The organism is Acidovorax sp. CCYZU-2555 (genome assembly GCF_018413525.1).
Taxonomy (GTDB): Bacteria; Pseudomonadota; Gammaproteobacteria; order Burkholderiales; family Burkholderiaceae_C; genus Comamonas.
Map to the genome: position 1 here is coordinate 117,518 of NZ_JAHCDD010000002.1, position 26,310 is coordinate 143,827.

At 67.4% G+C, this 26,310-nt stretch carries 27 protein-coding genes; 21 read left to right on the top strand and 6 right to left on the bottom strand.

Annotation, left to right across the window (positions count from 1 at the left end; all coding sequences use genetic code 11):
* The first annotated feature begins 94 nt into the window (after positions 1 to 94).
* Both KHY18_RS01265 and KHY18_RS01270 read left to right on the top strand, forming a co-directional pair.
* Positions 95 to 1,624, top strand: coding sequence for an FAD-dependent monooxygenase (locus KHY18_RS01265; protein WP_213293403.1), 1,530 nt, complete (start codon positions 95 to 97; stop codon positions 1,622 to 1,624).
* A gap of 65 nt (positions 1,625 to 1,689) precedes the next feature.
* Positions 1,690 to 2,826 carry an aminotransferase class V-fold PLP-dependent enzyme gene (locus tag KHY18_RS01270; RefSeq protein WP_213293405.1) on the top strand — a complete coding sequence of 379 codons (1,137 nt, stop codon included), beginning with the start codon at positions 1,690 to 1,692 and terminating at the stop codon, positions 2,824 to 2,826.
* Between the two features lie 6 nt (positions 2,827 to 2,832).
* On the opposite strand, the gene KHY18_RS01275 is transcribed toward KHY18_RS01270, so the two are convergent.
* Positions 2,833 to 3,492: a TetR/AcrR family transcriptional regulator gene (locus tag KHY18_RS01275; protein ID WP_213293407.1), complete on the bottom strand. Its 660-nt coding sequence runs from the start codon at positions 3,490 to 3,492 to the stop codon at positions 2,833 to 2,835.
* Between the two features lie 175 nt (positions 3,493 to 3,667).
* Between KHY18_RS01275 and KHY18_RS01280 the strand changes: the two genes are divergently transcribed.
* The 4 genes from KHY18_RS01280 to gcvA all read left to right on the top strand — a co-directional run bounded on the left by KHY18_RS01280 (position 3,668) and on the right by gcvA (position 8,243).
* On the top strand, positions 3,668 to 5,173 hold the full coding sequence (locus KHY18_RS01280; RefSeq protein WP_213293409.1) for an AMP-binding protein: 1,506 nt from the start codon (positions 3,668 to 3,670) through the stop codon (positions 5,171 to 5,173).
* 24 nt (positions 5,174 to 5,197) lie between these two features.
* Positions 5,198 to 6,169, top strand: a complete 972-nt coding sequence (locus KHY18_RS01285; protein ID WP_213293410.1) for an NAD(P)H-dependent flavin oxidoreductase — start codon at positions 5,198 to 5,200, stop codon at positions 6,167 to 6,169.
* A 45-nt stretch (positions 6,170 to 6,214) separates the two neighbouring features.
* The gene (locus KHY18_RS01290) at positions 6,215 to 7,186 is read left to right on the top strand and encodes a Bug family tripartite tricarboxylate transporter substrate binding protein (protein WP_213293411.1); all 972 of its coding nucleotides are present in this window, start codon (positions 6,215 to 6,217) and stop codon (positions 7,184 to 7,186) included.
* Positions 7,187 to 7,313: 127 nt separating this feature from the next.
* Positions 7,314 to 8,243: a transcriptional regulator GcvA gene (gcvA, locus tag KHY18_RS01295; RefSeq protein ID WP_213293412.1), complete on the top strand. Its 930-nt coding sequence runs from the start codon at positions 7,314 to 7,316 to the stop codon at positions 8,241 to 8,243.
* A 12-nt stretch (positions 8,244 to 8,255) separates the two neighbouring features.
* Here the strand turns inward: gcvA and KHY18_RS01300 are convergent, their stop codons facing one another.
* From KHY18_RS01300 to KHY18_RS01315, 4 genes are read right to left on the bottom strand one after another with little or no spacing between them, the layout of a single operon-like run.
* Complete coding sequence (locus KHY18_RS01300) at positions 8,256 to 9,032, bottom strand: enoyl-CoA hydratase/isomerase family protein (RefSeq protein WP_213293413.1); 777 nt, start codon at positions 9,030 to 9,032, stop codon at positions 8,256 to 8,258.
* 14 nt (positions 9,033 to 9,046) lie between these two features.
* Positions 9,047 to 11,176 (bottom strand): acetate--CoA ligase family protein, encoded by a 2,130-nt coding sequence (locus KHY18_RS01305; protein WP_213293414.1) that lies wholly within the window; start codon positions 11,174 to 11,176, stop codon positions 9,047 to 9,049.
* Complete coding sequence (locus KHY18_RS01310) at positions 11,173 to 12,159, bottom strand: NAD(P)H-dependent flavin oxidoreductase (protein WP_213293416.1); 987 nt, start codon at positions 12,157 to 12,159, stop codon at positions 11,173 to 11,175. The genes KHY18_RS01305 and KHY18_RS01310 overlap by 4 nt, the downstream gene beginning before the upstream one ends.
* A 57-nt stretch (positions 12,160 to 12,216) precedes the next feature.
* Positions 12,217 to 13,215, bottom strand: coding sequence for a Bug family tripartite tricarboxylate transporter substrate binding protein (locus KHY18_RS01315; RefSeq protein ID WP_213293418.1), 999 nt, complete (start codon positions 13,213 to 13,215; stop codon positions 12,217 to 12,219).
* A gap of 285 nt (positions 13,216 to 13,500) precedes the next feature.
* On the opposite strand from KHY18_RS01315, the gene KHY18_RS01320 reads away from it, so the two are divergent.
* The 15 genes from KHY18_RS01320 (at position 13,501) to ccmI (ending at position 25,576) form a co-directional block, all read left to right on the top strand.
* The gene (locus tag KHY18_RS01320) at positions 13,501 to 13,995 is read left to right on the top strand and encodes a hypothetical protein (protein ID WP_213293420.1); all 495 of its coding nucleotides are present in this window, start codon (positions 13,501 to 13,503) and stop codon (positions 13,993 to 13,995) included.
* A 412-nt stretch (positions 13,996 to 14,407) separates the two neighbouring features.
* A complete protein-coding gene (napE, locus tag KHY18_RS01325; RefSeq protein ID WP_213293422.1) occupies positions 14,408 to 14,551 on the top strand; it encodes a periplasmic nitrate reductase, NapE protein in 144 nt (47 codons plus the stop codon).
* 197 nt (positions 14,552 to 14,748) lie between these two features.
* Positions 14,749 to 15,036 (top strand): chaperone NapD, encoded by a 288-nt coding sequence (locus KHY18_RS01330; RefSeq protein ID WP_213293423.1) that lies wholly within the window; start codon positions 14,749 to 14,751, stop codon positions 15,034 to 15,036.
* Positions 15,017 to 17,509 (top strand): periplasmic nitrate reductase subunit alpha, encoded by a 2,493-nt coding sequence (gene napA / locus KHY18_RS01335; protein WP_213293424.1) that lies wholly within the window; start codon positions 15,017 to 15,019, stop codon positions 17,507 to 17,509. The genes KHY18_RS01330 and napA overlap by 20 nt, the downstream gene beginning before the upstream one ends.
* A gap of 17 nt (positions 17,510 to 17,526) precedes the next feature.
* Positions 17,527 to 18,021: a nitrate reductase cytochrome c-type subunit gene (locus KHY18_RS01340; RefSeq protein WP_213293425.1), complete on the top strand. Its 495-nt coding sequence runs from the start codon at positions 17,527 to 17,529 to the stop codon at positions 18,019 to 18,021.
* A gap of 30 nt (positions 18,022 to 18,051) precedes the next feature.
* Positions 18,052 to 18,696 (top strand): cytochrome c3 family protein, encoded by a 645-nt coding sequence (locus tag KHY18_RS01345; protein WP_213293426.1) that lies wholly within the window; start codon positions 18,052 to 18,054, stop codon positions 18,694 to 18,696.
* 4 nt (positions 18,697 to 18,700) lie between these two features.
* Positions 18,701 to 19,381, top strand: coding sequence for a cytochrome c biogenesis heme-transporting ATPase CcmA (ccmA, locus tag KHY18_RS01350; protein ID WP_213293427.1), 681 nt, complete (start codon positions 18,701 to 18,703; stop codon positions 19,379 to 19,381).
* On the top strand, positions 19,375 to 20,031 hold the full coding sequence (ccmB, locus tag KHY18_RS01355) for a heme exporter protein CcmB (protein ID WP_213293429.1): 657 nt from the start codon (positions 19,375 to 19,377) through the stop codon (positions 20,029 to 20,031). Before ccmA ends, ccmB begins: the two co-directional genes overlap by 7 nt.
* Before the next feature lies 1 nt (position 20,032).
* Entirely contained in the window at positions 20,033 to 20,788 is a 756-nt protein-coding gene (ccmC, locus tag KHY18_RS01360) for a heme ABC transporter permease CcmC (RefSeq protein WP_213293431.1), read from the top strand.
* A complete protein-coding gene (gene ccmD, locus KHY18_RS01365; RefSeq protein ID WP_213293433.1) occupies positions 20,788 to 20,919 on the top strand; it encodes a heme exporter protein CcmD in 132 nt (43 codons plus the stop codon). The genes ccmC and ccmD overlap by 1 nt, the downstream gene beginning before the upstream one ends.
* Positions 20,919 to 21,371: a cytochrome c maturation protein CcmE gene (gene ccmE, locus KHY18_RS01370; protein ID WP_213293435.1), complete on the top strand. Its 453-nt coding sequence runs from the start codon at positions 20,919 to 20,921 to the stop codon at positions 21,369 to 21,371. The genes ccmD and ccmE overlap by 1 nt, the downstream gene beginning before the upstream one ends.
* The gene (locus KHY18_RS01375) at positions 21,368 to 23,371 is read left to right on the top strand and encodes a heme lyase CcmF/NrfE family subunit (protein WP_213293437.1); all 2,004 of its coding nucleotides are present in this window, start codon (positions 21,368 to 21,370) and stop codon (positions 23,369 to 23,371) included. Before ccmE ends, KHY18_RS01375 begins: the two co-directional genes overlap by 4 nt.
* Complete coding sequence (locus tag KHY18_RS01380; protein WP_213293439.1) at positions 23,371 to 23,889, top strand: DsbE family thiol:disulfide interchange protein; 519 nt, start codon at positions 23,371 to 23,373, stop codon at positions 23,887 to 23,889. Before KHY18_RS01375 ends, KHY18_RS01380 begins: the two co-directional genes overlap by 1 nt.
* The gene (locus KHY18_RS01385) at positions 23,886 to 24,335 is read left to right on the top strand and encodes a cytochrome c-type biogenesis protein (protein ID WP_213293441.1); all 450 of its coding nucleotides are present in this window, start codon (positions 23,886 to 23,888) and stop codon (positions 24,333 to 24,335) included. Before KHY18_RS01380 ends, KHY18_RS01385 begins: the two co-directional genes overlap by 4 nt.
* Positions 24,332 to 25,576 (top strand): c-type cytochrome biogenesis protein CcmI, encoded by a 1,245-nt coding sequence (gene ccmI, locus KHY18_RS01390; protein WP_213293443.1) that lies wholly within the window; start codon positions 24,332 to 24,334, stop codon positions 25,574 to 25,576. The genes KHY18_RS01385 and ccmI overlap by 4 nt, the downstream gene beginning before the upstream one ends.
* Before the next feature lie 9 nt (positions 25,577 to 25,585).
* Here ccmI and KHY18_RS01395 read toward each other — a convergent pair whose 3' ends face one another.
* The gene (locus KHY18_RS01395; RefSeq protein ID WP_249728830.1) at positions 25,586 to 26,263 is read right to left on the bottom strand and encodes a LysR substrate-binding domain-containing protein; all 678 of its coding nucleotides are present in this window, start codon (positions 26,261 to 26,263) and stop codon (positions 25,586 to 25,588) included.
* Positions 26,264 to 26,310: the final 47 nt, after the last annotated feature.

A 26,310-nucleotide genomic window follows, 5' to 3' on the forward strand; every position in this document is an offset into this window, starting at 1 on the left:
AACTATTAAAATCAAAACCTCGTCATCGCCTACAAAACGGCTGATGCGTGAGGAACACACTGGGCTGTCGCCACTGCTTTTGGGGGCTGCGGCCATGAACCTCCATGACAATGTCCTGATCGTCGGCGCCGGCCCGACCGGCCTGGTGCTTGCGCTGTGGCTCACCGCGCAAGGCGTCAAGGTGCGCATCGTCGACAAGACCCGCGCGCCCGCAACCACTTCGCGCGCGCTGGCCGTGCAGGCGCGCACGCTCGAGCTGTACCGTCAGCTCGACCTGACCGATGCCGTGCTGGCCGCGGGCCACCGCAATCCGGCAATCAACCTCTGGACCAGCGGCGCCAAGCGCGCGACGCTGCGCTTTGGCACGGCCGGCCAGTCACTCACGCGCTATCCCTTTGTGCTGATCTATCCGCAGGACCGCCATGAGCGCCTGCTGATCGCGCGCCTGCAAGCGCTGGGCATCGCCGTGGAGCGCCAGACCGAGTGCCTGGGCTTCGAAGCGCATGACGACCATGTGGTGGTGCAGCTGCGCACGGCCGACGGCCGCGAGCAGTGCTGCACGGCGGCCTATGTCGCGGGCTGCGACGGCGCGCGTTCCATCGTTCGCCACCAGATGGGCACGGCATTTCCCGGCGGCACCTATGGCAAGTTTTTCTACGTGGCCGATGTGCAGGCCCGCGGGCCGGCCGCCAACGGCGACATCAATATCGCGCTCGACAACGCCGATTTCGTCGCCTGGCTGGCGTACAACGACCAGGGGCAGGGCCGGCTGATCGGTGTGCTCGACGACGACGACGGAGCCGACCGCGCCGAGACGCTGACTTTCGACGATGTAGCCCACCGCGCCATCGCGCGCATCGGGCTCGAGGTGGTCAAGGTCCACTGGTTCTCGACCTATCGCGTACACCACCGCGTCACCGATCATTACCGCCAGGGGCGGGCCTTCCTGGTCGGCGATGCCGCGCATATCCACAGCCCTGCCGGCGGCCAGGGAATGAACACCGGCATAGGCGACGCGATCAACCTCGCCTGGAAAATCGCCGCCGTGCTGCGCCACGGCGCGCCCGACACGCTGCTCGACAGCTATGAAGCCGAGCGCCGCGCGTTCGCGCTGCGCCTGGTCGAAACCACCGACCGCGTGTTCCAGTTCATCACCGCCGAGGGCGCGTTCGCCGACTTCGTGCGCACGCGCATCGCGCCCATCGTCGCGCCGCTGGCCTATGGCATCGATGACGTGCGCGAGTACCTGTTTCGCCTGCTGTCCCAGACGCTGATCAGCTACCACGACAGCCCGATCAGCGAAGGCCAGGCCGGCGAAGTGCGCGGCGGCGATCGTCTGCCCTGGGTGCGCGAAGACGACAACTACGGCCCGCTGTCCGCAATGGCGTGGCAGGTGCATGTCTACGGCGCGGCGCGCGAAGAGCTCGCCGCCTGGTGCGCCGTGCAGGGCATCGCCTTGCAGCCCTTCGAATTCGGGCCGCCGCATGCGGCCGTGGGACTGCAGCGCGACGCCGCCTACCTGCTGCGGCCCGACGGCCATGTCGGCTGTGCCGATCCCTATGGCGGCCCGGCCCGGCTCGAAAGCTATCTGCGGCGCTGCCTGCGCCAGGCTGGCGCGGCGTAACGGCAGCGCTCGCCTGGCCGTTCCTCTGCGCTATGCTGGGCGGCCTCTGCGTACCTGCTTTCGTGATGCACTATCTCAACCATGCCGCCTGCGGCCCGCTGGCCGACGCCGCACTCCATGCCATGCACGGCCACGCGCTGTGCGAACAGCAACTCGGCGGCTACGGCGCCGCCCGGGCCGCGCAGGCCGGGCTGGCCCAGGTCTACCAGGGCATTGCGGCAGCGATCCATGCGTCGCCGCAGGACATCGCGCTGACCCAGGGCAACAGCGACGGCTGGAGCCGCGTGGTCGAGGCGATGGACTGGCGCGGCGGCGGGCGCATTCTGGTGCCGCGCAGCGAATGGGGCGGCAATCTGGGCCTGCTGATGGCGCTGGCGCAACGCCACGGCGTGCAGGTCGAGGAAATTCCCAGCGACGCGCACGGCGCGGTCGATCTGGACGCGCTCGAAGCGCTGCTGCGCACACCCGCGAGCCTGGTGGTGCTGACCTGGATGCCGGCCAACGGCCCGCTGGTCCAGCCCGCGCAGGCCGTGGGCAGCCTGTGCGCGCGCTTTGGCGTGCCCTTGCTGATCGACGCCGCACAGGCCGTGGGCCAATGGCCGGTCGATGTGCGCAGCCTGCAATGCGCGGCGCTCACGGCGCCGGGGCGCAAGTGGCTGCGCGGCCCGCGCGGCACGGGTTTTGTCTACGTTCGCCCCGACTTCCTGGCGCGCCTGCGGCCGCTGGGCGCCGATCATTTCGCGCGCCCCTGGCAAGGCGAAAACACCTGGGCCTACCGCGACGATGCGCGCCGATTGGAGCCGTCAGAAGCGTCGGTTGCGCTGCGGCTGGGTCTGGGCGCGGCGGTTGCCGAGTGGGCGGCCGTGGGCATGGATCACATCCAGGTGCAGATTCAGCAGCGCGCCGACTGGCTGCGCGACCGGCTCGATACCTTGCCCGGCGTTCAGGCGCTGCGCGCCGGGCCGCATGCCTCGTCGGGCATCGTGACGCTGAGCTGTGCCGGCCATGGCGCGGCGGCCCTGCACCAGGCGCTGCAGCAGCGCGGCGTCAAAGCCGCGATCAGTCCGCTGGCGTTCACGCCCTGGGAAATGCAGGCGCGCGGCTTCGATGCCTTGCTGCGGCTTTCGCCAGGCCACGACACGCCGTGGGACAGCCTGCAGTACGCCTGCGATGCGCTGGAGGAGTTTCTGCGCGCGCGGTGAGGGGCTTCAGGGAATCCTGAGGCCCGCGATCGCCGCCAGGCAGAACTGGGTCATGGTCTCGACCTGATGGTCCAGCGTGCGCGAACGGCTGGCTTTCATGGGCGCGGGTCGGCGGTGCACGCGCAGGATGGCCAGGCCGTGTATCGATGACCACAGCATCTGCAGCGCGTCCGCATGCGGCATCGCGCATTGCGCGGGCGGCGGCAGCAGGGGCTGGGCGATTTCACAGAACAGCAGATACGAAGCCCGGCCTTGTTCGGCGAGTTCGGGGTATTGCAGCCGGTTGCCCAGGCCAGGGCCCAGCATCAGTTCGAACAGCGAGCCGTTGGCCTGGGCGAACTCCACATAGCCGCGCACCAGCGCATGCATGCGGCCCTGTTCGTCGTCGGCGGGCAGCTTGGCGAGGTAGCTGCGGCGCAGCGCGATCAGTTCACGAAAGCCTTGCGCCGCCATGGCCGCGAGCAGGCCGTCCTTGTCGCCGAAGTGGTGCGCCGGCGCGCCCACCGAGACGCCCGCGGACTTGGCGATCTGGCGCAGGCTCAGCTGGTCCAGGCTGACTTCGCGCAGCAGCGCGACGCCCCATTGCACCAGGGATTCGCGCAGATTGCCGTGGTGCCACTGTCCCTGCGGCTTGACGGCGGGAGCGTTGGGTTTGTCAGGCGTCATTCCATCCTCTTCGCACTCGCGTGTCCGCCGAGTCTAGTCATGTCGGAGACATTTGCTATCTTCTTCGTAGCAAAACCAAGGGAAGTCCCTAGGGCCCGGGCCCTGGGCGCAGCGGATTCTATCGGTTAAATTGAACACTGTTCAGTTTGCGCGGCATGGCGAGTTCGGAGAGAAAATGATTCCTTCCCTGGTCTTTGGAAATCAGCACTGGAGCAAAGCGGCGCTCGCGCTTTTGGCCGACCGTGTGTCGCGCAGCCTGCAGGCGCTGGGCGTGAAGGAAGGCGGCACGGTCGCCGTCATGCTCAAGAACAGCCCCAGCTATGTGGCCACCGTCATCGCCTGCAAGCGCGCGGGCGTCTACCTGGTTTCGCTCAACTGGCACTTCAAGGCCGGCGAAGTCGAGTTCCTGCTCAAGGACAGCGGCGCCCAGGCGCTGGTGGTGCACGAAGACCTGGTCGATGCGATTCGCGCCGGCGTTCCCGATGGCGTGGCGCTGCTCGTCGCGCCGCTGCAGGAAGATGCCGACAACGTCGCCAGCCAGGTCTGGCCCGCGCTGGGCCAGCAGGGCGAGATGCTGCCCGAGAGCCAGCGCTTTCCATTCAACGCCGTGGTCTACACCTCGGGCACCACGGGCAAGCCCAAGGGCGTGCGCCGCCTGCCGGTCGCGCCCGAGATGCGCTCCCAGGTCGATGCCGAAGCCGCCAAGGTGCCGGGCGCGGTCTACGGCACCACGCCCGCATCGGTGGCGCTGCTGAGCGCGCCCATGTACCACAGCGCCACCATGTCGTTTGTGTCGCACGCCTGCGCGGTGGGCGCGACGCTGGTGCTCGAGCCCAGCTTCAAGCCCGAGCGCACGCTGCAGCTGATCGCCGATCACCGGGTCACCCATGCCTACCTCGTGCCCACCATGTACCAGCGGCTGCTGGCGCTGCCCGACGAAGTGCGCGCGGCCTACGATCTGTCTTCGCTGCAGCAGGTGTCTTCCACTGGCTCGCCCTGCGCGCGCGAACTCAAGCTGCGCATGATCGACTGGTTCGGCCCGACCATCACCGAAGCCTATGGTTCGAGCGAGGCCGGCTACACCACCTTCATCACCGCCAGCGAATGGCTGGCCAAGCCCGGCTCCGCGGGCAAGGCGCTGGGCAGCGCCCAACTGTCCATCGTCGGCGACGACGGCCGGGAGCTGCCGCGCGGCGAGATCGGCCTGATCTACGTGCGCCAGCCGGCCATGCCCGATTTCACTTACATCGGCCGCGAAGACGATCGCCAGTCGATCAGCCGCGACGGCCTGGTGACGCTGGGCGACATGGGTTTCATCGATGACGACGGCTATCTGTTCATCTGCGACCGCAAGTCGGACATGGTGATTTCGGGCGGCGTGAACATCTACCCCGCCGAAGTCGAGGCCAGCATTCTGACCATGGCCGAAGTCAGCGATGTCGCGGTGTTCGGCATTCCCGACGCCGAGTTCGGCGAGTCCATGGCCGCCGCGGTGCAGCTCAAGGAAGGCTGCACGCTGGAGCCGGCCACCATACAGCAGCGCCTGCGCGAGAAGATCGCCAACTACAAGATTCCGCAGACCATCACTTTCCACGACAGCCTGCCGCGCGAAGACACCGGCAAGATTTTCAAGCGCCTGCTGCGCGCGCCCTATTGGGCCGGCGTCGACCGCCGCATCTGAACCCCGACATCACCAGGACACCCCATGGCCTTGCCTTCCACGCTCAAAGACAAGCTGCGCCTTCCCTTGATCGCCGCGCCGCTGTTCATCATTTCCACGCCCGATCTGGTCATTGCCCAGTGCAAGGCCGGCATCGTGGGCTCGTTTCCCGCGCTCAATGCCCGGCCGGCCGACCAGCTCGAAGTCTGGCTGGAACGCATCACGTCGGAACTCGCCGAATACGACCGCCAGAACCCCGACCAGCCTTCGGCGCCGTTCGCCGTCAACCAGATCGTGCACAAGAGCAATGACAGGCTGGACCACGACATGGAAGTCTGCGCGCGCTTCAAGGTGCCCATCGTCATTTCGTCTCTGGGCGCGCGCAAGGAAATCAACGATGCCGTGCACGCCTGGGGCGGCATCGTGCTGCACGACGTGATCGACAACAAGTTCGCGAAGAAAGCCATAGAGAAGGGCGCCGACGGCCTGATCGCCGTCGCTGCTGGCGCGGGCGGCCACGCGGGTGCGCAGTCGCCGTTTGCGCTGCTGCAGGAAATCCGCCAATGGTTCGACGGCCCGCTGGCGCTGTCGGGCTCGATCTCCAGCGGCCGGGCGATTCTCACGGCCCAGGTCATGGGCGCCGACCTGGCCTATATGGGCTCGGCCTTCATCGCCACGCAGGAAGCCAATGCCGTCGACGGCCACAAGCAGATGATCGTCGACAGCGCGGCCAATGACGTGGTCTACACCAACCTGATCACGGGCGTGCACGGCAACTACCTCAAGCCATCGATGGCGCGCGCCGGCCTGGACCCCGACAACCTGCCCGTGGGCGACGTGAGCCAGATGAACTGGGCCGCGGGCAAGCCCAAGGCCTGGAAAGACATCTGGGGCTGCGGCCATGGCATTGGCGTGCTCACCGAAATCCAGCCCGCGGGCGTTTTCATCGCCGGGCTCGCGCAGCAGTATCGCGAAGCCTGCCTGTCCACACAGCAACTGATTGCCGCGCGCGCCTGAGGCGCCGGCATTCGGCAATTACCAATTACAAGCAGGAGACAAGACATGAATTCCAAGCGCAACATTCTGAAGATGGCCGTGGTCGCGGGCATGGTGGCCGTATCCGGCCTGTCGCTGGCCCAATCGGGCAAGCCGGTGCGCATGCTGCTGCCGCTGGCTCCGGGCGGCGGCTCCGACACCATAGGCCGCGCCGTGGCCAACGAGATGAGCAAGACGCTGGGCGTAACCATCGTCGCCGAGAACAAGCCCGGTGCCTCGGGCACGCTGGCGCTCAACGACGTGATTCGTGCGCCCGCCAGCAGCCCGACGTTCGGCCTGGTGCTGGGCTCGACGCTGGCCGTGGTGCCGCATTTGATGAAGGTGCCCTACGACAGCGTCAACGGCATCAAGCCCGTGGTGCAGCTGGGCGTCACGCCTTTCGTGCTGCTGGTCAACAAGAACCATCCGGCCAAGACGCTGGCTGAATTCGTCGCGCTGTCCAAGCGCAATCCGCAGAGCTTCGGCTCGTACGGCGCGGGCACGTCGAGCCACGTTGCCGGCGAAGCCTTCAACAACGCCGCCGGTCTCAAGCAGGTGCATGTGCCTTACAAGGGAACAGCGCCCGCGATCAACGACCTGCTGGGCAGCCAGGTCGACTCCGTGGTCGCCGACTTCGGCGTCGCCGGCCAGCATCTGGGCAAGGACGGCAAGCTGCGCGCGCTGGCCGTGACCGGCCCGACGCGCTCGGAAGGCTTCCCCGATGTGCCCACGTTCGGCGAGCAGGGCTTCCCGGCGATGAACGAGCTGGTCGGCTGGATCGCTTTCGTCACGTCGGCCAACACGTCCGACGAACAGGTCGCGACCTGGGCCAAGGCCGCGTCGAATGCGCTGCGCGTGCCCGAAGTGCGCCAGCGCCTGATCAGCCTGGGCTATGTGCCCGCAGGCACGCATGGCAAGGAATTCGACAAGATCGTCGCCGACGAACCCGTGCGCTGGGGCTCGCTGATCAAGGCATTCAAGATCACGCTCGAGAACTGATGCGGGCGCTGCCCACCGGGGCCGTGGTCCCGGTGGCGCATGCATACAAGGGTTCGACCCAGGCCCGGGCAATGGTCGTCCAAAAGACAATGGGAAGTCACTTCTGCAGGCCTTGCGGCCTTTGCGTATGACCCGTCGTATTCCCCCATTGAACCCTCTGCGCATGTTCGAGGTCGTTGCCCGCACCGGCAACCTGACCAACGCTGCCAAGCTGCTGCATGTGTCGCAGTCCGCCGTCAGCCGGCAGATCACGGCGCTCGAGGAATATCTGGGCGTGCAACTGCTGCGGCGCGAGCGGCATGGCGTATCGCTGACTTTGGCCGGCCAGCGCTATGCGGCCAAGGTGCTGCCGGCCTTCGAAGCCATCGCCGAAGCCACTTACGAGCTGACCGGGCCGGAGCGCGACACTGTGATCCGCGTGGGCACCTACAATGCCTTCGCCAGCAAGTGGCTCATTCCGCGGCTGCCCGATTTCCAGCGCCAGTATCCCGAGATCGACGTGCGCATTTTGCACACCATTCCCGAGATCGATTTCGAGCGCGATGCGGTCGATGTCGCCATCCAGTTCGGCATCGGCGACTGGCCCGAGGCCAAGGCCGATCTGCTGTTTCGCGACCAGATCGAGCCCGTGTGCTCGCCCGCCTTTCTGGCGCGCCATGCACCCGATGCCAAGTACCCGCAATCGCTGCTGCGCCAGACGCTGCTGGTATCGCGCTACCGGCGCACCGATTGGGAAATCTGGCTGCAGTCAGCGCAACTCGAAGCGCAGGCCAGCGACAGCCCGCGCATGACGTTCAGCAGCACCTTGCTGTGCTGGCAGGCAGCGGTCGACGGCGTGGGCATTGCCGTGGGCCAGACGGCCATGGTGCGCCAGGAACTCGACAACGGCCGCCTGGTCGCACCGTTTGCCAGGCCGCTGGCGCGCGAGCAGGGCTATTACCTGCTGCGGCCGCGCCACCAGCGCGAGTTCCGCACCATCTCCGTGTTCCGCGACTGGATGCTCGCGGCGGCCCAGGCCTGCGCGCCCGCGCCCCAGGCCGCATGCATGCTGGCTTGATCGCCCGCGCCTTCAACGGCCGACGAACTTCGCGTCGCGCTTTTCCTTGAAGGCCGCTATGCCTTCGCGGTAGTCCTGGGTCTGGTGAATCTGCGGCTGCATCAGCGCCTCGTATTCGAGAAAGTGCTCCAGCGTGGGTGCCAGCGAGAACTGGAACATCTTCTTGGCCATGGCCAGCGCATAGGTCGGCTGGGTCGCGAGGTTTTCGGCCAGCGCCAGAGTTGCCTGTTCCAGCTCGGCGTCGGGCACGACTTTCGTCACCAGGTCCATGGCCGCGGCTTCCTGCGCATCGATGAAGCGCGTGCTGTAGACCAGCTCGCGCGCGCGCGCCTGGCCTATGAGCCGCGACAGAAAGAACACCGCACCCGAATCGGGCGCCAGGCCGCGGCGCATGAAGATGCAGGAAAACCGCGCGGTCTGCGAAGCGATCGCCAGGTCGCAGGCCAGCATCATGCTCAGCCCTATGCCCAGCGTATTGCCGCGCACTGAAGCGATCACGGGTTTTTCGATGTTGTAGAGCGTCTTGATGAGCGTGTGCGCATTGCGCTGCAGGCGGTTGCGCGAGCCCTTGACGTCGAGCGCTGTCATCCTGCCCGCGTCGGCGCCGGTGCAGAAGCTGTCGCCCGTGCCGGTCAGGATCACGGCGCGCACCGCGTCGTCTTCATCGGCCTGGCGAAAGGCCTCGGTGAGTTGCTGGCGCATGTCGTTGGCCAGCGCGTTCTTGCGCTCGGGACGGTTGAGGACGATGCGGGCGATGCCGCCCTGTTGTTCGTATTCGATTTCTGCCATGTTCCGGTGCTCCTTCAGTTGTCGCGCACGATCAGTGCGTCCACGGCGAAAGCGCCTTGTCCCTGAGGGTAGACGATGACCGGGTTCAGCTCCATTTCGCGCAGCGTGCTGCCGGGCTCGCCGGCCATGCGCGACACCGCGACCAGCAGTTCGGCCAGCGCGCCGGTATCGGCCGCGCTCTCGCCGCGCACGCCGTCGAGCAGGGCGCGCCCGCGCAGCCGGCCTATCATCGCGTGCGCCTGTTCCAGCGTCAGCGGTGCGAGTTCGAACGTCACGTCGCGCAGCACTTCGACATAAATGCCGCCAAAGCCCAGCATGACCATGGGCCCGAAGTCGGGGTCGCGCACCGTGCCGACCACCATTTCGCGCCCCGGTGCCAGCATCTGCTGCACCTGAATGCCGTCGATGCGCGCCTGCGGCAGATGCGCCTGCACCGACTGCATGATGCGCGCGAAGCCGCCGCGCACGGCGTCGGCGCCGCTCAGGCCCAGCAGCACGCCGCCGGCGTCGGTCTTGTGCGCGATATCGGGCGAGACGATCTTGAGCGCCACTGCCCCCGGCATTGCGGCCGCGGCTTGCACCGCCTGCTCGGCGTCGCGCGCCAGCGCCTGCGCGGGCTGGCGCACATGCCAGTGGTCCAGCAGTTCGCGCGTGCCCATGTCTGCGCTCGCCGCCAGCGCCGGTTCAGGGGCGGTGTCCGGCTGGCGCGCCTGCCAGCGGTCGAGAAACTCCTGGTGCTGCGTCAGCAGCACCATGGCGCGTGCGAAGTCGGCGAGTTCCAGGTGCACGCCGCCCACGCGCGTGAGCACTTCGAGCGCGGCCTCGCCCGGCGTTCCCGGCGAGTGAAAGACCAGCGGATGGCCGCCCGCCGCATATAGCGCCTTGAGCTGCCGCTCTATGCGCACCAGCCGTTCGGTCGCCACCAGTGAGACGATGACCAGGCCCAGGTCTATGCCCGGCGCGTGGGTCATGGCGTCGAGAATCGCCAGCAGTGTCTTGCCGCCGTCTTCGGCCACGCGCGCGGTGACATCGACGGGATTCTCGGCCGAGCCGTAGTCGGGCACGATGGCCGCGAGCTGCGCCTTGAAGGCCGGATCGAGTTCGGGCACTTCGAGGCCGGCCTGCTCGCAGATGTCCGCGGCCCAGCCGCCCGCGCCGCCCGAGGTGGAGACGATGGCCACGCGCCGCCCGCGCGGCAGGGCGTTGGCGCTCAGCGCCGCGGCCACGGCCAGCATTTCGCCCGGCGTCTGCACGCGCATCGCGCCCCAGCGGCGAAACGCGGCTTCGTAGGCGGTGTCGGCGCCCGTGAGATGCGCGGTATGCGACACCGCCGCGCGCTGGCCCGCGCCGGACTGGCCGATCTTCGCGACCACCAGCGCGATGCCCGCGTCGGCGGCCATCTGCGCCACATGCGCAAAGCGCCTGGCATCGCGAAAGCCTTCGACGAACAGCAGCAGCGCGCGCGTCTCGCCTGCGCGGATCAGGTGTTCGGCCACTTCGAGCAGGTCCACGTCGGCTTCGTTGCCCGTGGACACCAGATGCCGTATGGGAATGTGCAGCTGGCGTGCGCGGCTGAACAGCGCAAACGCCATCGCCCCCGATTGCGACACGATGCTCACGCGTGCGCGGCCGTCGAGCAGCGCGGGAATGCGCGGCGCGACGAATTCCAGCGTCGGGCTGAACGTGGCGATCAGGCCGGTCTGGGCGTCAAGAAAACCTTCGCAGTTGGGCCCCAGGATGCGCATGCCGCTGCGCTGGGCAAAGGCCTGCACATGGTCCTGCAGCCGCTCGCCCGGCGCCAGGCCGTTGGCGCCGGCCGAAAAGATCGCCGCGCTGCGGCAGCCGCGCGCCTGGCACTGCTCGAGCACGGCCATCACCTGATCGGCGGCGACGGCGATCAGCACCAGGTCCACGGCCTCGGGCAGCGCGCTCACGTCGGCATAGGCGGTGAGGCCCTGAATGCGCGCGCTGCTCGGATTGACCGGGTAGATGGGACCGGCAAAGCCGCCGTCGACCAGCGTCTTGAGCAGCCGGCCGCGGATCTTGGTGGTGTCCTGCGACGCCCCGACCACGGCCACGCTGCGCGGCGCGAACAGCGAGTCGAGTCCGGCCTGGGCTGGCGTGGTGTCGATGCGCGCGTTCATGCGGTGACTCCCTGGACAGCCGCTGCGGCGTCGAGCTGCTCGCGCAGCGCCTGCTGCGCGGCGCGGTACTCGGCTTCCAGTCTGTCGACCAGTTCCGCAATGGCGGGCACATCGTCTATGCCGCCCACGCCCTGGCCCGCGCCCCAGATGTCCTTCCAGCGCTTTTGCCGGTCGCCCGCGGCGCGCACTTCGGCCGGGTCGACCGTGGGCAGGTTGTCGGGGTCCAGGCCCGCGGCAACGATGCTGGGCTTGAGATAGTTGGCCGAAATGCCCGAGAAATGCGGCGTGTAGACGATGTCGCTGGCGCTGGCGCTGACCAGCATGTTCTTGTAGCCGTCGACGGCGCTCGACTCCTGCGTGGCGATGAAGCGCGTGCCCATATAGGCCATGTCGGCGCCCAGGGCCTGGGCGGCGAGCACCGCGCGGCCGTCGGTGATCGCGCCGCCCAGCACGATCAGGCCGTCAAAGAAGCGGCGCACTTCGTTGACCAGTGCGAACGGGCTCAGCGCGCCCGCATGGCCGCCCGCGCCCGCGCAGACCAGGATCAGGCCGTCGGCGCCGCCCGCGAGCGCCCGCCTGGCATGGCGCGCCGAGGTCACGTCGTGCAGCACCAGCCCGCCATATGCATGCACGCGCTGCGCCACGCGGCTGGGGTCGCCCAGGCTGGTGATGATGATGGGCACGCGGTGCTGCACGCAGGTTTCGAGGTCGGCCTCGAAGCGTTCGGCCTGGGGCCGTATCACGAGGTTGACCGCATAGGGGGCGGGCTGGCCGCCGGCGTCGCGATCGGCCTGCAGCGCGGCCTGGATCTGGTCCAGCCAGACGGCCAGCGCTTGCTGCGGCCTGGCGTTGAGCGCCGGAAAGCTGCCGACGATGCCGCTGCGGCACTGGGCGATCACCATCTCCGGGTTCGAAACCAGAAACATGGGCGAGGCAAGAATGGGCAGGCGCAGCCCCTGGGTCAAGGCATGGGAGTGTGTCATGGGCAAGGGCGGGTGGGGACTATGGGCGGGAGGGCAAAGGCGCAGCGCATGGGCCGCTCAGGGGGTCTTCATGATCTTGGCGAGCAGCGGCGTGACGGTCTTGAGTTCGGTCGCGATGCGCTCTTCCATCTGCTGCGGCGTGCCGCCGATCAGCACATAGCCCGAGGATTCGAGATAGGGCCGGTTCTGTTCCAGCGCGAAGGCCGCCGCCTTGTTGAGCCGGTTGACGATGGCCGCGGGCGTCTTGGCGGGCACGACCAGGCCGGTCCAGGTGTCGGAGTCGTAGCCGGGCTTGTTCAGCGCTTCGGCGATGGTCGGAACATCGGCGATCACCGCCAGCCGCTTGGGGCTGCCCACGGCCAGCATGCGCAGCCGGCCGGACTTCACGCCCGGCAGGATGGAGCCGACATAGGAGAACATCATGTCGACCTGGCCGCCGAGGAAGTCGTTCATCGCCGGGCCCGCGCCCTTGTAGGGCACATGCAGGATGTTGACGCCGGCCGCGTCCTTGAACATTTCGCCCGACTGGTGCAGCGAACTGCCATTGCCCGCCGTGCCGTAGGTCAGCTTGCCGGGGTGGGCCTTGGCATAGGCGACCAACTCCTGCACGGTCTTGAACGGCGAGTTCGCGAGCACCGCCAGCGTCAGCGGCGCGGCGACGAATTGGCTCACGGGCGTGAAGCTTTTCTGCGGATCGTAGGGCAGCTTGGCATAGATCGCGGGGTTGACGATATGCACGCCCGCGGTGCTCGACAGCAGGGTATAGCCGTCGGGTTCGGCCTTGGCCACAGCCTCGCTGCCTATCACCGCGCCCGCGCCCGCGCGGTTGTCGATCACGATGGGCTGACCCAGTTGCTCCGACATCGACTTGGCCAGCAGCCGCGACACCACATCCGTGGCGCCGCCGGGCGGGAAGGGCACGATCATCTTGATCGGGTGGTCCGGATATTCGCTGGCGCTGGCGGCCGCGCCGGCGACCAGCAGCAGGGCGCCGGCGAGCGCTGCGCGCAGTACGCCCAGGGCGTTGTTGCGCAGGAAGTGGCTATCGAATTGCATGTTTGTCTCCTTGTTTTGTACGTTCCCCCGGCGGCGAGGCGCGGGGTCGTGCTGGCAAGAAAATCATAGGACGCGCGGTCTGCGGCGGCGCATTCCAATTTGGCGCGCAGGCATGCGCTTAGATCATTGCTGGAGTGCTGCATCGACTGCGGCTGTCGAATGCAAGGGGACATCTGCGATGACGTGACACGCACCACGGGCTGCGCGAACGCGAGTGGTGATGCCGTTAGCAAGGGGAGGGGGAATTGAAAAGCACGCGGTCGGCAATGCACCGACGCGATGTCCATGATCGCCGAACGCGGCGACAACGCCATGGGCCGGCGTTCAGGGCGCGCATGCGCGCGCCCAGGAATACTTCGGTCTGCAACCGCCGCCAAAGTGCGGGTCACATCACCGGCATCAGCGCAAACTGCGCTGGCGTTCATCAACGCCGCATTGCGCCAGGCTGGCGCTGCGCGGCGGACTCAATTCAAGGTGCTGGCGCAAGATGGTTCCGCGCCAGGCAAAAGGGTTTCAGGTGACCAGCACCAGAGTACAGAACCAATGCAGGTGTTTCTTCATTGCAGTCCTTCCAGCAAGACAAGGGTTTCGGGACACTGGGGCTGTGAGGGCGCTGATATCCGCAGGAGCCTGTGGCTTGCTGCGTTTTCTCTGCACGTCACGCTGGAAGAATGTCTTGGCGAAGGCGCCGTTGAAAGCCCTGTCGAAAGGCATTCTTCATTGGGTCCAATGGTAGCCTTTTCCACGGCCCAACCCAAAGAACAAGATCGAATTTGGTAGCTCCGAATCGGCATATGCGGCCTCTTCCTACAAGCGCGGTGCCTAGGGAAAACACCGAGATTGGTCCTGCGGGCCGGGATCGAGATGCCAGGGGAGGCCTCTTCAAATAATCGCGAACAAGAATTATTCATAAATAACATTTACGGTGCGATTATCTTTTTGCGCTTGCAAATCCATGGAGTCGCAGGTTTAAATGCGCGTGAATGCATATTTCAATCGCATTCAGAAAATGCCTCGCGTGGAGTTGATCTAGATCAACTATTGATTTAGGCCCTGGCATTAACATTTCCGTATCTCGCAATATCCGCTGCGAAATGGTGAATGAAGCGTCGAGGTGGCATGGCCATTCGGCGGTGTTGGCCGCCAATGCAGCGTTACAGGGACCCGCCGAGGTCCCGGAAACGGTGAACCCATGACTGATAGAGCCAAAGAGGAGTTGCGCAGCTTTGCGTTTCTCACCATCGTGGTGGCACCGGTGCTGGCGGGGGCGATCATCGCCGCCTACGGCTTTCTGGTCTGGTTCTACCAAATGTTCGCCGGTCCCCCGCATGTGTAAGCACCCCCTGAGCCGCTTCCGCCGGATGGCCGGCCCCGGCTTCCCCCTCTCAACCTTCGGTGGAGGGGGGCGCCCGGCTAAGGGACGGCACCATCGCTGCGGGGCGGCCCTTGCTCGGTGCCCCCACGCTGGGACGTGCCGGTTTCAGAAGCGGCGGGCAGCCGCAAACACCACGAATTACCAACTTGGGGCCCGCCATGGCCGATGAACTCCATATCGCGAGTCTCGTGGTGCATGTCCATCCCCAGGCGCTGAACCAGGTCGCGCAAGGTCTCTTGCAGGTCGACGACGCGCAGGTGCACGGCACCCACCCCGACGGCAAGCTGGTGGTGACGCTCGAAGGCCCCAATGCGGGCGCCATCATGGACAAGGTGGCGCAGATACAGCAGATCGAAGGCGTGCTCAACGTCTCTCTCGTCTATCAACACGCCGAGTCCCGGCATTTTCTGAACCAGGAGGTCGGCCATGACCAGCACCCGGCGTGATTTCGTTCGTCAATCAGCGGCAGCCGCCGCGGGGGCCGTGGCGGGAATTCCCATCCAGGCGGTTTCCCAGGACGCCACGGGCGGCGCGAGCCCGCAGCTGACCTGGTCCAAGGCGCCTTGCCGCTTCTGCGGCACGGGCTGCGGCGTGATGGTGGCCGTCAAGGACAACCGCGTGGTCGCCACGCAGGGCGATCCGCAGGCCGAAGTCAACCGCGGGCTCAATTGCGTCAAGGGCTACTTCCTGTCGAAGATCATGTACGGCGCCGACCGCCTGACCCAGCCCATGCTGCGCATGAAGAACGGCCGGTACGCCAAGGACGGCGAATTCCAGCATGTGTCCTGGGGTACCGCGTTCGACGTGATGGCCGAGAAGTTCAAGAAAGCGCTCAAGGACAAGGGCCCTACGTCCGTGGGCATGTTCGGCTCGGGCCAGTGGACGGTCTGGGAAGGCTATGCGGCGTCCAAGCTGTTCAAGGCCGGCTTCCGTTCGAACAACATCGACCCGAACGCGCGCCACTGCATGGCTTCGGCGGTCGCGGGCTTCATGCGCACTTTCGGCATGGACGAACCCATGGGCTGCTACGACGACATAGAAGCCACCGACACTTTCGTGCTGTGGGGCTCCAACATGGCCGAGATGCACCCCGTGCTCTGGACGCGCGTGACCGACCGCCGCCTGAGCGCGCAAGGCGTCAAGGTCGCCGTGCTGTCGACGTTCGAGCACCGCTCGTACGAGCTGGCCGACATCGAGCTGACGTTCAAGCCGCAGACCGACCTGGCCATCCTCAACTACATCGCCAACCACATCATCCGCACCAACCGCGTGAACCAGGAGTTCGTCTCCAAGCACGTCAATTTCAAGCTGGGCAACCCCGACATAGGCTACGGCCTGCGCCCCGAGCATCCGCTGCAGAAGGCCGCCAAGAACGCGGGCGACGCGAATGGCTCCAAGCCCTATACGTTCGATGAATTCGCCAAGTTCGTGTCCACGTATACGCTTGAATACACGGCCGATCTCACGGGCGTTCCCGCCAACCGCCTCGAAGCCCTGGCCGAGCTGTATGCCGACCCGCAGCGCAAGGTGGTGTCGTTCTGGACCATGGGTTTCAACCAGCACACGCGCGGCGTCTGGGCGAACAACATGATCTACAACATCCACCTGCTGGTGGGCAAGATCGCCACGCCGGGCAACAGCCCGTTCTCGCTGACCGGCCAGCCTTCGGCCTGCGGCACGGCGCGCGAAGTCGGCACCTTCTCGCACCGCCTGCCCGCCGACATGGTGGTCACCAACCCCGCCCACCGCAAGACCGCCGAGAAGCTCTGGAAGCTGCCCGAAGGCACGATTCCCGGCAAGCCCGGCTACCATGCGGTCGAGCAGAACCGCATGCTCAAGGACGGCAAGCTCAATGCCTATTGGGTGATGGTCAACAACAACATCCAGGCCGGCGCCAACCTCGCGCAGGAAGGCTATCCGGGCTACCGCAACCCCGACAACTTCATCGTCGTGTCCGATGCCTACCCCACGGTCACGGCCGTGGCCGCCGATCTGATACTGCCCACGGCGATGTGGGTCGAGAAAGAGGGCGCCTACGGCAATGCCGAGCGGCGCACGCATTTCTGGCACCAGCTGGTCAAGGCGCCGGGCGAGGCGCGCTCCGACCTGTGGCAGCTGATGGAGTTCTCCAAGCGCTTCAAGATCGAGGAAGTGTGGCCCGAGGAACTGCTGGCCAAGAGCCCCGAGTTCCGCGGCAAGACGCTGTACGACGTGCTGTACCGCAACGGTCAGGTCGACAAGTTCCCCGCGGCGCAAATGGAAGCCGGCTACGAGAACGACGAAGCCAGGCACTTCGGCTTCTATGTGCAAAAGGGCTTGTTCGAGGAATACGCGGCGTTCGGCCGCGGCCATGGCCACGATCTCGCGCCGTTTGACGAGTACCACAAGGTGCGCGGACTGCGCTGGCCCGTGGTCAACGGCAAGGAAACGCGCTGGCGCTACCGCGAAGGCTCGGACCCCTATGTGAAGGCCGGCAGCGGCTACCAGTTCTACGGCAACAGCGACGGCAAGGCCATCATCTATGCGCTGCCTTACGAGCCCGCGGCCGAGTCGCCCGACAAGGAGTTTCCGTTCTGGCTGTCCACGGGCCGCGTGCTCGAACACTGGCACTCGGGCTCGATGACGCGCCGCGTTCCCGAGCTGCACCGCGCCGTGCCCAATGCGCTGTGCTACATGCACCCCGAGGACGCCAAGGCCCTGGGCCTGCGCCGCGGCAGCGAAGTCGAAATCGCCTCGCGGCGCGGCGCCATGCGTTCGCGCGTCGAGACCCGCGGGCGCAACAAGCCGCCGCGCGGCCTGGTCTATGTGCCCTGGTTCGATGCGAGCCAGTTGATCAACAAGGTCACGCTGGACGCCACCGACCCTATCTCTTTCCAGACGGACTTCAAGAAGTGCGCAGTGAAACTGACCAAGGTCTAGCCATAGGAGTGTGGATCATGCAATTCATTCGTACTTTGGGCCTGCTGCTGATGCTCTGCATGGGCGCGGCTTCGGCCCAGCCTCTGGGCCAGCAGTTTTACGACAGGGCGCGCGGCCCGACGCCGATCATGGAAGCGACCAAGCCGCCGGTGCTGGGCAATGCCGTGAACGACGACGTGCGGCGCACGCGCAACTATGCGATGCAGCCGCCCATCATTCCGCACCGCGTCGATGGCTACCAGATCGACAAGAACTTCAACAAATGCCTCGACTGCCATTCGCGCACCAAGGCCGAGATGTTCCAGGCCGTGCCGGTGTCGGTCACGCACTACATGGACCGTGACGGCAACATGCTGGGCCAGGTGTCGACGCGGCGCTATTTCTGCATGCAGTGCCACGTGGCCCAGGACCCGGTGCGGCCGCTGGTCGACAACCGGTTCGTCGACGTCGACACCTTGCTGCTGCAGTCGCTGCGCAACCAGGCGCAGGACAAGAACCAGAAGAAAAACTGACGCGGCCCACGGCAGCAAAAGGTTACCACCATGTTGAATTTCATCAAGCGCTACTGGGCGGTGATGCGCCGCCCCAGCGTGCACTTCAGTCTCGGTTTTCTGACCATCGGTGGCTTCATCGGCGGCATTCTGTTCTGGGGTGCGTTCAACACCGCGATGGAGCTGACCAACACCGAGAAGTTCTGCACGGGCTGCCACGAAATGCGCGACAACGTGTTCGCCGAACTCAAGAGCACCATCCACTACACCAACCGTTCGGGCGTGCGCGCGATCTGCTCCGACTGCCATGTGCCGCACAACTGGACCGACAAGATGGCGCGCAAGATGCAGGCGTCCAAGGAAGTCTGGGGCAAGATTTTCGGCACCGTCGACACGCCGGAGAAGTTCCAGGCCAAGCGCCTCGAACTCGCCCAGCATGAATGGGCGCGGTTCAAGGCCAACGATTCGCTCGAATGCCGCAACTGCCACAACTACGACTCGATGGACATGACGCGCCAGAGCCTGCGCGCGCAGAACATGCATTCGACCTATCTCGCGAACAAGGAAAAGACCTGCATCGACTGCCACAAGGGCATTGCCCACAAGCTGCCGCATATTCCGCCGGGCCAGGCGCCGACCGACAGCCCGGGCCAGGCCGTGCCCACGCCCGTGGCGGCCGTGGCCGTCAAGCCGTAACTGCATGGAGCGTACGGCCTGGACTGACTCGTCTCTTGCGGTCTCCGGTTGGGGCTGCATTCGCAATGGCCGCGTGCTGTTTCGCGATGTTTCGTTCGACTTGGGCGCGGGCCAGTTGCTGGTGCTCAAGGGGCGCAACGGCGCGGGCAAGAGCACGCTGCTGCGCAGCCTCGCGGGGTTGATGCCGTGGCGCGCGGGCGCGCTGTCCTGGGCCGGGCAGGCCGTGCAGCCCGGCGACGCGCGATACCAGCAGCAGCTCGCCTATCTGAGCCACCAGTCGGGAATGAACGATGCGCTGACGGGACTCGAAAATCTGCATTTCGCCCTGGCCTTGCAAGGCCTGCGCTGGGACGCCGAACGCGTTGCCCGGATCTTGCGCACGCTGGCCTTGCAGGACATCGCTTCGCGCCCGTTCGGGCGGCTGTCGCAAGGCCAGCGCCGGCGCCTGGGCCTGGCGCGCGTGGCGCTCGGCGACCGACCGCTGTGGCTGCTCGATGAACCCGACAATGCGCTGGACGACGAGGGCTGCCTGTGCCTTGCCGGCCTTCTCGCCGCACATCTTGCCGCCGGCGGCTTGGCGGTGGTCGCCACCCATCGCGGTCTGGCGCTGCCCGCAAGCCAGACGCGCACGCTCGATCTGTCGGGCTTGCAGCCCGCGGCCGCGCGCCAGGAGGCCGCATGCTGAAGGCTGTCTTCGTGCGCGAAATGCGCCTGGCCGCGCGCCGGCCGACGGAAGCGCTCAGCGGTCTGCTGTTCTTCGTGCTGGTCGGAAGCCTTTTTCCTTTGGCGCTCGGGCCCGACGCCGCCTTGCTGCGGCAGATCGCGCCGGGCGTGGTATGGGTCGCGGCGCTGCTGGCGCTGCTGCTGGGCCAGCACCGGCTGTTCGAGGGCGATCTGGCCGATGGCTCGCTGGAGCAATGGGCGCTGGCGCGCACGCCGCTGTGGCTGCTGGTCGGCATGAAAGTCGCGGCCCAGTGGCTGATTGCTGCCGTGCCCTTGCTGCTGGCCGCGCCGCTGCTGGGTTGGCAGTACGGCATGGGCACCGAGGCCATCGTGGTGCTGCTCGCCGCGCTGGCCCTGGGCACGCCCACGCTGAGCCTGCTCGCGGCGCTGGGCGCGGCCTTGACGCTGGGCCTGCGCGGCCAACTCCTGCTCGCGCTGGTGGTGTTGCCGCTGAGCATTCCCATCCTGATTTTTGGCAGCCATGCGGTGACGCAGGCCAGCCTGGGCCTGCCGGCCGCGCCCGCGCTCAACCTGCTGGGCGCCTGCCTGTGCCTGGCGCTGCTGGCCGCGCCCTGGGCGATTGCACAGGCGCTGCGCCTGGCGCTGGAGTGATATGAAGAAGTCCTTGAACGCGCTTTCGCCCCTGCCGCACGCGGCCGGGTTTCGCTGGCGCCAGCTCGCCTCGCCGCCGGTGTTCTTCGTCTGGGCGGGCCGCGCCTGGCCCTGGTTCGCGGGTCTGGCGCTGCTGCTCGCGGCGGCGGGGCTGTGGGTGGGCTTTGTGCTGGCCCCGACCGACCACCAGCAGGGCGAGGTCTATCGCATCATCTTCCTGCATGTGCCGGCCGCGTGGATGTCGATGTTCATCTACCTGATCGCCGCCGCGCATGCGGGCCTGGGTCTGGTCTATCGCACGCGGCTGTCGCCGCTGCTGGCGCGCGCACTTGCGCCCACGGGCGCGGTGTTCACGGTGATCGCGCTGTGGACCGGCGCGGCCTGGGGCAAGCCGACCTGGGGCGCGTGGTGGGTCTGGGATGCGCGGCTCACGTCCGAGCTGATCCTGCTGTTCCTGTACCTCGGCTATCTGGGCGTGGTCTCGGCGATCGAGGACACGCAGCGCGCCGACAGCGCGGGCGCGATCGTGCTGCTCGCCGGCGTGGTGAACATTCCCATCATCTATTTCTCGGTGCAGTGGTGGAGCACGTTGCACCAGGGCGCGACCATTCGTTGGAACGCCGCGCCCAGCATGAACCAGACCATGCTCGCGGGCATGCTGTTGATGGCCCTGGCCTGCTGGGCCTATGCGCTGGCCGTGGCGCTGGTGCGCACGCGCTGCCTGATTCTCGAACGCGCGCAGGAGGAGCAACTGTGATGCACAACCATTCTTTCTATCTTGCCCTGGCCTATGGCGTGGGCGCCGTCGCGCTGGCCCTGGAAATGCTGCTGCTGTGGCGGCGCAGCCGGCGCGCGCGCCAGGCCGCAGGCGAAGAGGAGATGCCGTGATGAAACCGCGCCAACGGCGTCTGCTCTGGGTGCTCGCGGGCGTGGTGCTGGTCGCCACGGCCGTGACGCTGGTGCTGCGCGCGCTCGATGCCAACGTGATGTTCTTCTACAGCCCCAGCCAGGTGCGTGCGGGCGAGGCACCCCAGGGCGCGGCGTTCCGGCTGGGCGGGCTGGTCGAGGCCGGCTCGGTGCAGCGTGCCGCAGGTGGGGTGCAGGTGCAGTTCGTGGTGACCGACCAGGTGCAGCGCGTGGCCGTGCAGTACCAGGGCCTGCTGCCCGATCTGTTTCGCGAAGGCAAGGGCGTGGTCGTCGCGGGCTTGCTGCTGCCCACGGGCATCTTCCGCGCCACCGAAGTGCTGGCCAAGCACGATGAGAACTACATGCCGCCCGAAGCTGCCAAAGCGCTCAAGGACGCGCTCGAAGATGCGAAAAAAGACAAGGCCAAGCCATGATCGCGGAACTGGGCGTTTTCTCCATGGTGCTGTCGCTGATCGTCGCGGTGGTGCTGGCCTGCCTGCCGCTCGCGGGCGCGCAGCTGGGCATTCGCAGCTGGGTGGCGCTGGCGCGGCCGGCCGCGGTGCTGCACTGCCTGCTGTCGCTGCTGTCGATCGCCATCCTGACCTGGTGTTTCTGGGCCGGTGATTTCTCGGTGCTCTATGTGGCGGCGAACTCGCACAGCGAGCTGCCCATGATGTACAAGCTCACGGCCGTGTGGGGCGGGCATGAAGGTTCGATGCTGCTGTGGCAGGTGATGCTCGCCTGCTGGACGCTCGCGGTCGCCTGGCGCAGCCGCGCGCTGCCGCCGGCGTTTGTCGCGCGCGTGCTCGCGGTGCTGGGCTGGATCAGCGTGGGCCTGTTGCTGTTCCTGCTGTTCCTGTCGAACCCGTTCACGCGCCTGGTGCCCGCGCCGCTCGAAGGCAAGGACCTGAACCCGCTGCTGCAGGACCCGGGCATGGTGTTTCACCCGCCGCTGCTCTACATGGGTTACGTGGGCTTTGCCGTGCCGTTCGCGTTCGCGCTCGCGGCGCTGATTTCGGGCGAACTGGGCGCGGCCTGGGCGCGCTGGTCGCGCTCCTGGACGCTGGCCGCCTGGGGCTTTCTGACGCTGGGCATTCTGCTGGGCAGCGCCTGGGCCTATTACGTGCTGGGCTGGGGCGGCTGGTGGTTCTGGGACCCGGTCGAGAACGCGTCGTTCATGCCCTGGCTGCTGGGCACGGCGCTGCTGCATTCGCTGATCGTGACCGACCAGCGCGGCGCGTTCCGCAGCTGGTCGGCGCTGCTCGCGATCTGCGCGTTCTCGCTGTGCCTGCTGGGCACCTTCCTCGTGCGTTCGGGCGTGCTGACCTCGGTGCATGCGTTCGCGGTCGACCCGGGGCGCGGGCTGTTCATCCTGTGCTTCATCGTCGCCGTGGTCGGCACTTCGCTGTGGCTGTTCGCCTGGCGCGCATCGGCGCTGGGGCAGGGCGGCGGCCAGTTCGCCGCGCTGTCGCGCGAAACGCTGCTGCTGGCCAACAACGTGCTGTTCAGCGCGGCCGCGCTCGCGGTGCTGATAGGCACGCTCTACCCGCTGGCGCTCGATGTGCTGCGCGACGAGAAGATCTCCGTGGGCCCGCCGTACTTCCAGGCCGTGTTCCTGCCGCTGGTGCTGCCCGCCGTGGCCCTGATGGGCGTGGGCGCGGTCGCGCGCTGGAAGCTCAGCACCTGGAGCGAAATCTGGCGCCGCCTGCGCGCGCCGCTGGCGTGCACGGTGGTCTGCGCCGTGCTGCTGGTGCTGTCCAACGGCCGGTTGGGCCCACGCATTTCGCCCGCTACTTTGCTGGGCGTGGCGCTGGGCCTGTGGTGCGTGCTGAGCACGCTGGCCCATGCCTGGCAGCGCCTGGCGCCGGGCTGGCGCCAGGGCGAAGGCTGGCAGCGGCTCGCGCGCCAGCCCTGGGGCTGGTGGGGCATGCTGATGGCGCATGCGGGCGTGGGCGTTTTCGTGCTCGCCGTGAGCCTGGCCGACGGGCTCGAAAGCAAGCTCGAGACCAGCGTGACCCAGGGCGAGACGCTGGAGTTCGCGGGCTATGCGTTCCGCTTCGACAGCCTGGCGCCGGTCGCGGGCCCGAACTACGACGCGCAGCGCGCGCAGTTCAGCGTGCGCCAGGGCGAACAGCAGTGGCTGATGTTTCCCGAGAAGCGCACGTTCCGCGCGCAGAGCATGGGGCTGAGCCAGGCGGCGATCGACAGCGGCTGGACGCGCGATGTGTTCGTCGCGCTGGGCGAGCCGCTTGATGAGGCCGGCCGCAGCTGGACCGTGCGCCTGCAGATCAAGCCGTTCATGGACTGGATCTGGCTGGGCACCCTGATGATGGCGCTGGGCGCGGGCCTGAGCCTGATGGACGCGCGCTTTCGCGTGGCGCGCGCGCGCCAGCCGCGGCCCGTCAAGCCGTCGCTGCAGCAAGGGGTGTCGTGATGCGCTTTGCCTTGCCTCTGGCGATTTTTCTCGCGCTGGCCGTGATGCTGGGCCTGGGCCTGCAGCGCGATCCGCGCGCGCTGCAGACCGCCTTGCTCGATCAGCCCGCGCCGGCCATCGCCCGCCCCTTGCTCGAAGATCCGCAGCAGCCGTTCGATCAGGCCGCGTTGCGCGGCAAAGTGTGGCTGCTCAATGTCTGGGCCTCGTGGTGCGCGCCCTGCCGCCAGGAGCTGCCGCTGCTCGTCGAGTTCTCGCGCCGCGACCAGGTGCCGGTCTATGGTCTGAACTACAAGGACCAGCCCGAAAAGGCCAAGGCCTTGCTGCGCGTCGCGGGCAATCCGTATGTCGCATCGGCCGTCGATGCCGATGGCCGCACGGGAATGGATTTCGGCATCCAGGGCGTGCCCGAAACTTTTGTGATCGACGGCCAGGGCCGCGTGCGCTATCGCCATCTGGGGCCGGTGACGGCCGAAGTCTGGCAGCAGAAACTGCTGCCTGTCGTGAAGGCCGTGCAATGAAGATACGCCAGACCATGGTGCTGATCGCCTGGGTCGCCATCGCGCTGCAGGCCCGGGCCGACGACAGCCTCGCGCAGCGCGAAGGCGCGCTGGCCGCGAAGCTGCGCTGCGTCGTGTGCCAGAACCAGACCGTCGCCGAGTCGCAGGCGCCCATCGCCAAGGACATGCGCCAGGAAATCAAGGCCCAGCTGGCCCAAGGCCGCAGCGATGCCGAAGTGGTCGCATTCTTCGAGCAGCGCTACGGCAGCTTCGTGCGCTATGCGCCGCCCTGGCGGCCTTCGACCTGGCTGCTGTGGTGCGGGCCTTTTCTGGCGGTGTTCGCCGGCTTTGCGCTGCTGCGCCGGACCTTGAAGAAGCGCACGACCATCGCCGCGCCGCTGACCCCGGCCGAGCGCGCGCGCGCCAACGACTGGCTGCAGTCGCCCGATGAGGAGAACCGCCCATGACCCCCATGCATTGGCTCTGGCTGGGCGCGCTGGCGCTGATCGTGCTGAGCCTGGCTGTGTTGGTTCCGCCGCTGCTCGCCGAGCATGCGTCGGCCGACGAAAACCGCAATGACGCCGTGCTGCGCCGCCTGTACCAGGCGCAGTGGGAGGAGCTGGAGCGCGAGCAGCGCGCCGGCCATCTGAGCGCAGCGGACCATGCCCAGGCCAGAGACGAACTGCAGCGCCGCCTGCTCGCCGAACTTGAGCACCGGCCGGCCGCGCCGCGCTGGCGCCACTGGCCGTGGCTGCCGCGCGCCAGCGGCCTGGGGCTGGCGCTGCTGCTGCCCGTGGCCGCGTTCGCGCTCTACCTGCAAGTCGGCGACCCGCAGGCCGCGGCGCGGCTGGTGCAGGCCGATGAAGTGGGCCACGGCGGCGCCGATGCGCAGGTCGAGGCCATGGTCGAAGGCCTGGCCCAGCGCCTGCGCGCCGAGCCGGGAAATGTGCCCGGCTGGGTGATGCTGGCACGTTCCTATGAAACGCTGGAGCGCTACGACGCCGCGGCCCAGGCCTATTCGCAGGCGCTGGCCGCGGCGCGCCTGGGCGCGCCCGACAAGGAACTCGAGGCGCGCCTGCTCGCCGACATGGCCGACGCATTGGGATCGGCCCAGGGCGGCGATCTGCAGGGCCAGGCCGGCGCGGCGATCGAAGAGGCCTTGCGCCTCGATCCGCGCCAGCACAAGGCGCTGGCGCTGGCCGGCAGCGCGGCCGTGCGCCAGGGCGATTTCGCGCTGGCCGCGACCCATTGGCGCGCGCTGCTGGCGCTGATCGAGCCCGGGTCTGACATCGCGCTGCGCGTGCAGGACGACTTGCTGCAGCTCGAGACGCTGGGCGCATCGGCGCCGCCGCCCGCGCCACGCGCCAACGCTGACGGCCTGTCGGGCGAAATCCACTGGCCCGCGTCGATAGCGGCCATGGCCTTGCCGCCCGAAGCCAAGGTGTTCGTGATCGTGCGCGCCGACGCCCAGTCCCAGCCCGTCGCGGTGCTGCGCCTGCCGGCCAGTCCGCTGCCCACGCGCTTTGCGCTGGGCAGCGCGCAGTTGCTGAACCCGGCCGTGGCCATGGCGGATTTCAGTGCGCTGCAGGTTTCGGCGCGGCTGTCGCCCAGCGGCGCAGCCTTGCCGTCGCCCGACGATGTGCGCAGCAACGCGCTGACCGTGAAGCCCGGCGAGGGAGCGCTGCGGCTCGAGATGGGGCCGCGCTGAGTTGTCGCGCTAGGGCGTTGTCGAAGCCCAGCCCGCATGGGCCTGCTCGGCGAGCCAGTCGGCGAACTTGTCGCGCGCGGTGAACGCCGGCGTGTCGCGCTTGCTGCAGACGAAATAGCCGCGGCCGCACGACACATCGATGTCGAACGGCATCACCAGCTCGCCCTGCAGCAGCTCGCGCTCCACCAGGCAGCCGGGCACCACGGCCACGCCCATGCCGGCCTTGGCGGCGACGATCAGGTGCATGGTGAGATCGAAGCCCGGGCCCAGCACGGGCTGGCTGGGCGCGCCGGCCTTGTCGAACCAGCGCTCCCAGTTGTCGGGGAAGTTGGTGTGGTGCAGCAGCGTGGCGCCATGCAGGTCCTGCGGCGCGCGAAACTGCTTGCTCCAGCGCGGCGTGCACACGGGAATGAGTTCGCGGCCCAGCAGATAGCGTGTCTGGATATGGTCGGGCCAGCGCCGGCGCGGGCGCTTGACTTCTATCCACAGGTCGACGTCGTCGCGCGTGAAGTCTTCGTCGTGCTTGAACTGGCGCAGCTCCACGTTCACATCGGGGTGGCGTTCGTTGAACAGCGGCAGGCGCGGCATCAGCCACTGGATGGCCAGCGTGGGAATCACGCTCAGGCGCACGCGCTGGGGCTGGGCCAGGCGCCCCATGGTCTCGGCCGCCGATTCGAGCGCCAGCAAATGGCGCTCGGTCAGCTAGCGCAGCTGCACGCCGCGCGGCGTGAGCG